Annotated in this window: 5 protein-coding genes and 1 pseudogene; all 6 read left to right on the forward strand. The window is 36.5% G+C overall.

Annotated features, from left to right (window positions below; translation table 11 throughout):
* Positions 1-114: pseudogene (locus ACK4M9_RS22470) on the forward strand (diguanylate cyclase); the annotation flags it as partial.
* A 12-nt stretch (positions 115-126) separates the two neighbouring features.
* Positions 127-1,047 carry an oligopeptide ABC transporter permease gene (gene opp4C, locus ACK4M9_RS22475; RefSeq protein WP_409855015.1) on the forward strand — a complete coding sequence of 307 codons (921 nt, stop codon included), beginning with the start codon at positions 127-129 and terminating at the stop codon, positions 1,045-1,047.
* Between the two features lie 436 nt (positions 1,048-1,483).
* On the forward strand, positions 1,484-2,461 hold the full coding sequence (locus tag ACK4M9_RS22480; protein ID WP_409855016.1) for an ABC transporter ATP-binding protein: 978 nt from the start codon (positions 1,484-1,486) through the stop codon (positions 2,459-2,461).
* A 2-nt stretch (positions 2,462-2,463) separates the two neighbouring features.
* Positions 2,464-3,483 carry an ABC transporter ATP-binding protein gene (locus ACK4M9_RS22485; protein WP_409855017.1) on the forward strand — a complete coding sequence of 340 codons (1,020 nt, stop codon included), beginning with the start codon at positions 2,464-2,466 and terminating at the stop codon, positions 3,481-3,483.
* Between the two features lie 67 nt (positions 3,484-3,550).
* On the forward strand, positions 3,551-5,209 hold the full coding sequence (locus tag ACK4M9_RS22490) for a peptide-binding protein (protein WP_409855018.1): 1,659 nt from the start codon (positions 3,551-3,553) through the stop codon (positions 5,207-5,209).
* 165 nt (positions 5,210-5,374) lie between these two features.
* Positions 5,375-6,245: ABC transporter permease (locus tag ACK4M9_RS22495; protein WP_409855019.1), on the forward strand; the 871-nt coding region annotated here is incomplete at its 3' end.

Genomic DNA, 6,245 nt, shown 5'->3' on the forward strand with positions numbered 1-6,245 from the left:
AGAGATTATCCGGTCATTATGGCAATTACCATGTTTGGTGCAGTACTAACAGTTCTTGGAAACTTAATCGCAGATATCCTTTATGCAGTTCTAGATCCAAGGATCGAGTATTAGGAGGTGGCAAGTATGGGAAAACCAGAACTACAATTACCAAACAATAACATTCATAATAATATTGAACAAACGTTAGGGAAAAGACGTTCTCTTTTATCAATAATTGTTGCTAAATTTTTGCAAAATAAGTTAGCTGTGTTTGGATTAATTCTATTGGTATTTATAATTGGCAGTGCACTACTAGCACCTTGGATTGCACCACATGATCCAGACTTCCAGAACCTAAGAAATCGTTTAGCGCAACCGAGCGCAGAGTTTCTGTTAGGAACTGATCATTTAGGTAGAGATATTTTTAGCCGACTTTTATTCGGAGGGAGAGTTTCTCTATTTGTAGGCTTTGTAGCGATGGTTGGAGCCGTGACAATAGGAACAACAGTAGGAGCAATTTCTGGATATTTCGGTGGTTTAGTAGACGCGTTTTTAATGCGTTTAGTCGATGTAATTATTTCATTTCCGAGTATCTTTTTATTAATTACGTTAGTTGCCGTGCTTGAGCCGAGTATTGATAAACTAATTATGGTTTTTGCTTTCTTAAGCTGGACTGGAACGGCCCGTTTAGTTCGTGGTGAGTTTTTAACATTAAAAAAACGAGAATTTGTCTTAGCAGCCCGAACAATTGGTATGTCAAATACACGAATTATCTTTGGACAAATTTTACCAAGTGCTTTTGGTCCTGTTATTGTTGCAGCGACACTTGCGGTAGGTTCATTTATCTTAACAGAATCAGCGCTTAGTTTCTTAGGATTAGGAGTACAGCCGCCAACGGCTACATGGGGTAACATGCTTACATACTCTCAGAGTGTAACAATATTTAGAAATGCTTGGTGGTATCCAACCTTTCCAGGTATGATGATTTTATTAACAGTACTATCATTTAACTTTGTTGGTGATGGGTTACGTGATGCCCTTGATCCACGAGTAATTGAAAAATAAAAAAGTAAAATAAAGGTTAGCCTCGTTAGAGGTTAATCTTTTTTTGTATTTTAAACATAAAACAGCTAACATTTACTAATTATTTTGAAAAGTATAACTTTTCTGTATTTGTGTAATGACAGATTTATTTTTTCAGAATAATTAAAATTATTTTGTTGTGTAAAATAAATTTAGAACAAAGTATTTCATTAATATAAAACTACCCCTTACAATGCTTATTGAATATATTATTATTCTTGAAATAAGTGTTTTCTAAAAATTGCTGTAATAATATTGACACAATTGCTAAGCTGGTGTAATATTCACTATGTGAGAAAAATTATTATTTTCAAAAAATTAATTTACCTAAAATTGTTAGAAAATTAACTTTTTTAAAATTATAATTTAATAGGTACTAGTTTCATAGAACAGGAATAATAGGTGGTGAATGCAACTGATGTCTACGTTGTTAGAAGTAAAAAACTTAAAGACCCACTTTTTTTCAAAAAACAAAGTTTTTCCAGTTGTTGACGGATTAGACTTTAAAGTTAAAAAAGGTGAAACGTTGGCTATTGTTGGTGAATCAGGATCTGGAAAAAGTATTACGTCTCTTTCGATTATGGGGCTTGTACCAAAACCAGGTGGGAAAACTGTAGCTGGAGAAATTATTTTTGACGGAACCGACTTACTTTCATTAAGTGAAAATGAGATGTTCAAAGTTCGTGGGAATGATATAGCAATGATTTTCCAAGAACCAATGTCTTCACTTAATCCGGTTTTAACAATTGGTGAACAAATTACAGAAGTTCTAATTTATCACAAAAAGATTTCGAAAAAAGAAGCGAGAGAAAGAGCTGTTGAACTTCTTAAAATTGTAGGGTTCGCTCGTGCAGAAGAGATATTGGATGATTACCCTCACCGTTTATCTGGTGGGATGAGACAAAGGGTAATGATAGCTATGGCGATGAGCTGTGATCCAAAGCTATTAATAGCAGATGAGCCAACAACTGCATTAGATGTTACTGTTCAAGCACAAATTTTAGAATTGATGAAAGAGTTATCTAAGAAATTCAGTTCCTCGATCATTTTAATAACTCATGATTTAGGAGTTGTTGCTGAACTAGCTGACAGAGTATTGGTTATGTATGCAGGACAGGTAGTAGAAGAGTCGGCGATTGTTGAGCTGTTTGATAAACCACTACATCCTTATACTCAAGGATTGTTGAACTCAGTTCCGAAAATTGATGAAGAACAAGATCGTTTGTCTTCAATAGGTGGAAATGTACCTTCTCCAGATAACTTCCCGAAAGGCTGTCGTTTTTCAACGCGCTGTGCACATGTTATGGAAAAGTGCTTGGAAAGTCAACCAGAGCTTATTGAAGTTTATCCAGGCCGCAAGTCGCGTTGCTTCTTGCATGAGGAAGGAGATAACTAGAGATGAGTAATGTTACATTAGACTCAAGTACTAATTTAATAGAACAAAAGAATTCTGATATTTTACTAGAGGTAAAAGGTCTTAAGAAATATTTTCCAGTTAAATCAGGGATTCTTCAGAAAACAGTTGGGCATATTAAGGCTGTCGATGATGTTAGTTTCTTCATTAAAAAAGGAGAGACGTTTGGTCTTGTAGGAGAATCTGGTTGTGGAAAGTCAACAACTGGACGAACGATCATTCGTTTGTATGAACCAACAGAAGGCGAAATCCTTTTTGAAGGCCAAGATCTTTCAGGTTTAAGTGAAAATCAGTTAAAGCCATATCGCAAAGATATTCAAATGGTGTTTCAAGATCCTTACTCTTCTTTAAACCCACGGAAAACGGTTGGAACTATTCTTGAAGAACCATTCCGGGTCCATAACTTATATTCGAAGAAAGAACGAAAAGAAAGAGTTGAGCATTTACTTGATCGAGTTGGATTAAATCCAAATCTACGAGATCGTTACCCACATGAATTTTCAGGTGGACAACGGCAGAGAATTGGTATTGCCCGAGCGTTAACGTTAAATCCAAAGTTAATTATTGGAGATGAACCAGTCTCTGCATTAGATGTGTCAATTCAGTCGCAAGTTCTAAATATTATGGATGATCTTCAAAAAGAGTTTGGGTTAACGTACTTATTTATCGCCCATGATTTAGCTGTAGTTAAACATATCTCAGATCGAATTGGCGTTATGTACTTAGGTAGGATGATGGAAGTAACCGATAAAAAAACGTTATATAGCAACCCACTTCATCCGTATACTCAAGCATTGCTCTCAGCTATCCCTAAAACTCATCCGAGTGAAGTGAAGCGTGAGCGAATTATCTTAAAAGGGGACGTTCCTAGCCCTGCAAACCCACCGCAAGGATGTGTATTTCATACACGATGTCCGCAAGCGATGGATCATTGTAAGCAAGTTGTACCTATGTTGAAAGAGTTAGAGCCAGGCCACTTTGTCGCTTGCCACCTATACGAATAGTATGTGGCATTCGGTAGAGTCCATCTCTACATTAAATATTCAAAATTTTCTAAAGGGGGAAATTCAAATGACAACAAAGAAGTCGTTATTAACACTTCTAAGCATGATTTTAATGTTATCTTTATTCCTAGTAGCATGTGGCGGAAATGGCACAACTACAGAAAAGGAAGAAACTCCAGCAACAGATGATGCAAAAGCTGGGGAAGAAGCAACTGGAGAACCGAAACAAGGTGGAAGTATTGTATTAGGATCTTCTGGTGAGCCTGTAATCTTCAATGATTACTATAACCAAGACTCAGCTAGTGCTGATGTTACAGATTTAGTATTTGCAGGATTAATGCGTTCAAATGAGAACCTTGAGATGGTTCCACACATCGCAGTAGATCAACCAGAGATTTCTGAAGACGGGTTGGTTTGGACATACAAGTTGCGTGACGATGTTAAGTTCCATGATGGTACTCAACTAACTGCACATGACGTAGTATTCTCTTTTGAAATTCCAGTACACCCAGACTATACTGGTCCTCGTGCTAGTACATTTGACAAACTTGAAAAAGTTGAAGCTTTAGATGACTACACAGTTCAATTTACGTTATCTGAGCCAGATGCTCAATGGGCAATTACTGCTGGATATGCAATTTTACCTAAGCACTTATTAGAAGATGTAGCTATTGCTGACTTAGAAGATTACAGAGAATATAATATCGACAACCCAGTTGGAGCTGGTCCATTTAAATTTGTAAGCTGGACTCCAGGACAAAACTTAGTAGTAGAAGCGTTTGAAGAGTATTTTGAAGGCCGTCCTTACCTTGATAAAGTAACTTGGCGTTTTGCTGCTGACGCTAATGCGTTAGTATTATTACTTGAAACTGGTGACGTTGATCACATCGTTGCACCAGCTTCTGAGCTTGTAACAATTGAAAATTATGACCATGTGAACGTATCTTCAACTTTAGCTTTACGTTATGACTATATTGGTTGGAACTTACAAAATCCATTGTTCCAAGACAAAAAAGTTCGTCAAGCATTAACACATGCAATTGATCGTCAAGAAATTACTGAAACAATATTAGAAGGCCGTGCAGAAGTAGCACATGCCCCTGTATCTCCACTTAGCTGGGCGTACAATGACAATGTTCCTAAATTTGAATTCAATCCTGAAAGAGCAAAAGAATTATTAGCTGAAGCTGGCTGGGAGCCAGGTGCAGATGGAATTCTTCAAAAAGACGGACAAAAATTCTCGTTCACAGTTCTTTCAAACGATGGAAATACAACTCGTCGTGATATCGGGATTATTATGCAACAGTATTTAGGTCAAGTTGGTATCGAAGTTAAAGCAGAACAAATGGAGTGGGGCGCATTCTTAGATAAGATCAACCCTCCAAACTACGACTTTGATGCTGTAGTATTAGCATGGGGTCTAGCTCTTGATCCAGATCCAACTGCTATTTGGCACTCTAAAGAAATTGAAAATGGTTTAAATAACATTAGCTTCTCTAATGAAGAAGTAGATAGAATTTCTGATTTAAACAGAACAATCTTAGATCAAACAGAACGTGCAAAAGAACTTGCAAAAGTTTGGGAAATCCTTGCTGAGGAGCAACCATACACGTTCCTTTACTACCCACAACAACATCTTGCTATGAACAAAAACATTAAAGGTTTCGTTCACCATCCGCGCGTAACTTTCTACCGTGTTAATGAGTGGTATTTAGATAACAACTAGTATGGATAAAAGGGGACTACCTGTCCCCTTCTTCCTATACTTTTTAAAGATTATAACTACCTGTTATGGTTTTTATAAAGTATAAGAAAAACGAAGGCATTCGCTTTTTAAACTTGGCGATCGGCCAAGTTTTTCGATTAAATAATCAGTAAGGGAGTAATGTAAATGACTACGTATTTAATTCGCCGACTAGTGATGATGATTCCAATTTTGTTTGGGATTTCAGTTATCTCCTTTGCCATTATGTATGCGGCACCAGGGAAACCTGCGATTATGAACTTAGATCCAGATATATCTGTCGAGGATCGTGAGAGACAAATGGAGAAGTTAGGCTTAAATCAACCACCGCATATTCAATATCTTAATTGGATGGGCAATGTTGTTAAAGGAGACTTTGGGACTTCTTTTACAAAAAAACAGCCTGTTAAAGATATGATTTTAGATCGTTTACCAAATACACTAATATTAATGTTATTTTCAACGATTTTAGCAGTTGTCATTTCAATACCGTTTGGTGTTTTATCTGCTACTAAGCAGTATTCAAAGTTAGATTATGGTGTAACAATAACTTCATTTTTAGGTTTAGCTACACCGAACTTTTGGTTAGGACTTATGCTTATTATGTTATTCTCTGTTCAATTAGGTTGGACACCGGTAGGTGGTGTATCAACACTTGGAGGAGACTTTAGTATATTAGATCGTCTCCATCACTTAATCTTGCCATCTATTGTTCTAGCAACTGCTGATATGGCTGGTCTTACTCGTTATACTAGATCAAGTATGCTAGAAGTTATAAATCAAGATTATATTCGTACTGCCCGTTCTAAAGGTTTCCGTGAGCGAACAGTTATTTATAAGCATGGTTTACGCAATGGACTTATTCCGATTATTACAATTTTCGGTTTAATGCTACCTACATTTATTGGTGGTTCTGTAATTGTAGAGACATTATTTAGTTGGCCTGGGATCGGGAAGTTATTTATTGATGCAACGTTTGAAAGAGATTATCCGGTCATTATGGCAATTACCATGTTTG

Source organism: Anaerobacillus sp., assembly GCF_046314235.1.
Taxonomy (GTDB): domain Bacteria; phylum Bacillota; class Bacilli; order Bacillales; family Anaerobacillaceae; genus Anaerobacillus.

Excerpts from the sequence above, each read along its gene's own strand:
- opp4C (WP_409855015.1), top strand. The coding sequence starts at position 127 with ATGGGAAAACCAGAACTACAATTACCAAACAATAACATTCATAATAAT.
- ACK4M9_RS22480 (WP_409855016.1), top strand. The coding sequence starts at position 1,484 with ATGTCTACGTTGTTAGAAGTAAAAAACTTAAAGACCCACTTTTTTTCA.
- ACK4M9_RS22485 (WP_409855017.1), top strand. The coding sequence starts at position 2,464 with ATGAGTAATGTTACATTAGACTCAAGTACTAATTTAATAGAACAAAAG.
- ACK4M9_RS22490 (WP_409855018.1), top strand. The coding sequence starts at position 3,551 with ATGACAACAAAGAAGTCGTTATTAACACTTCTAAGCATGATTTTAATG.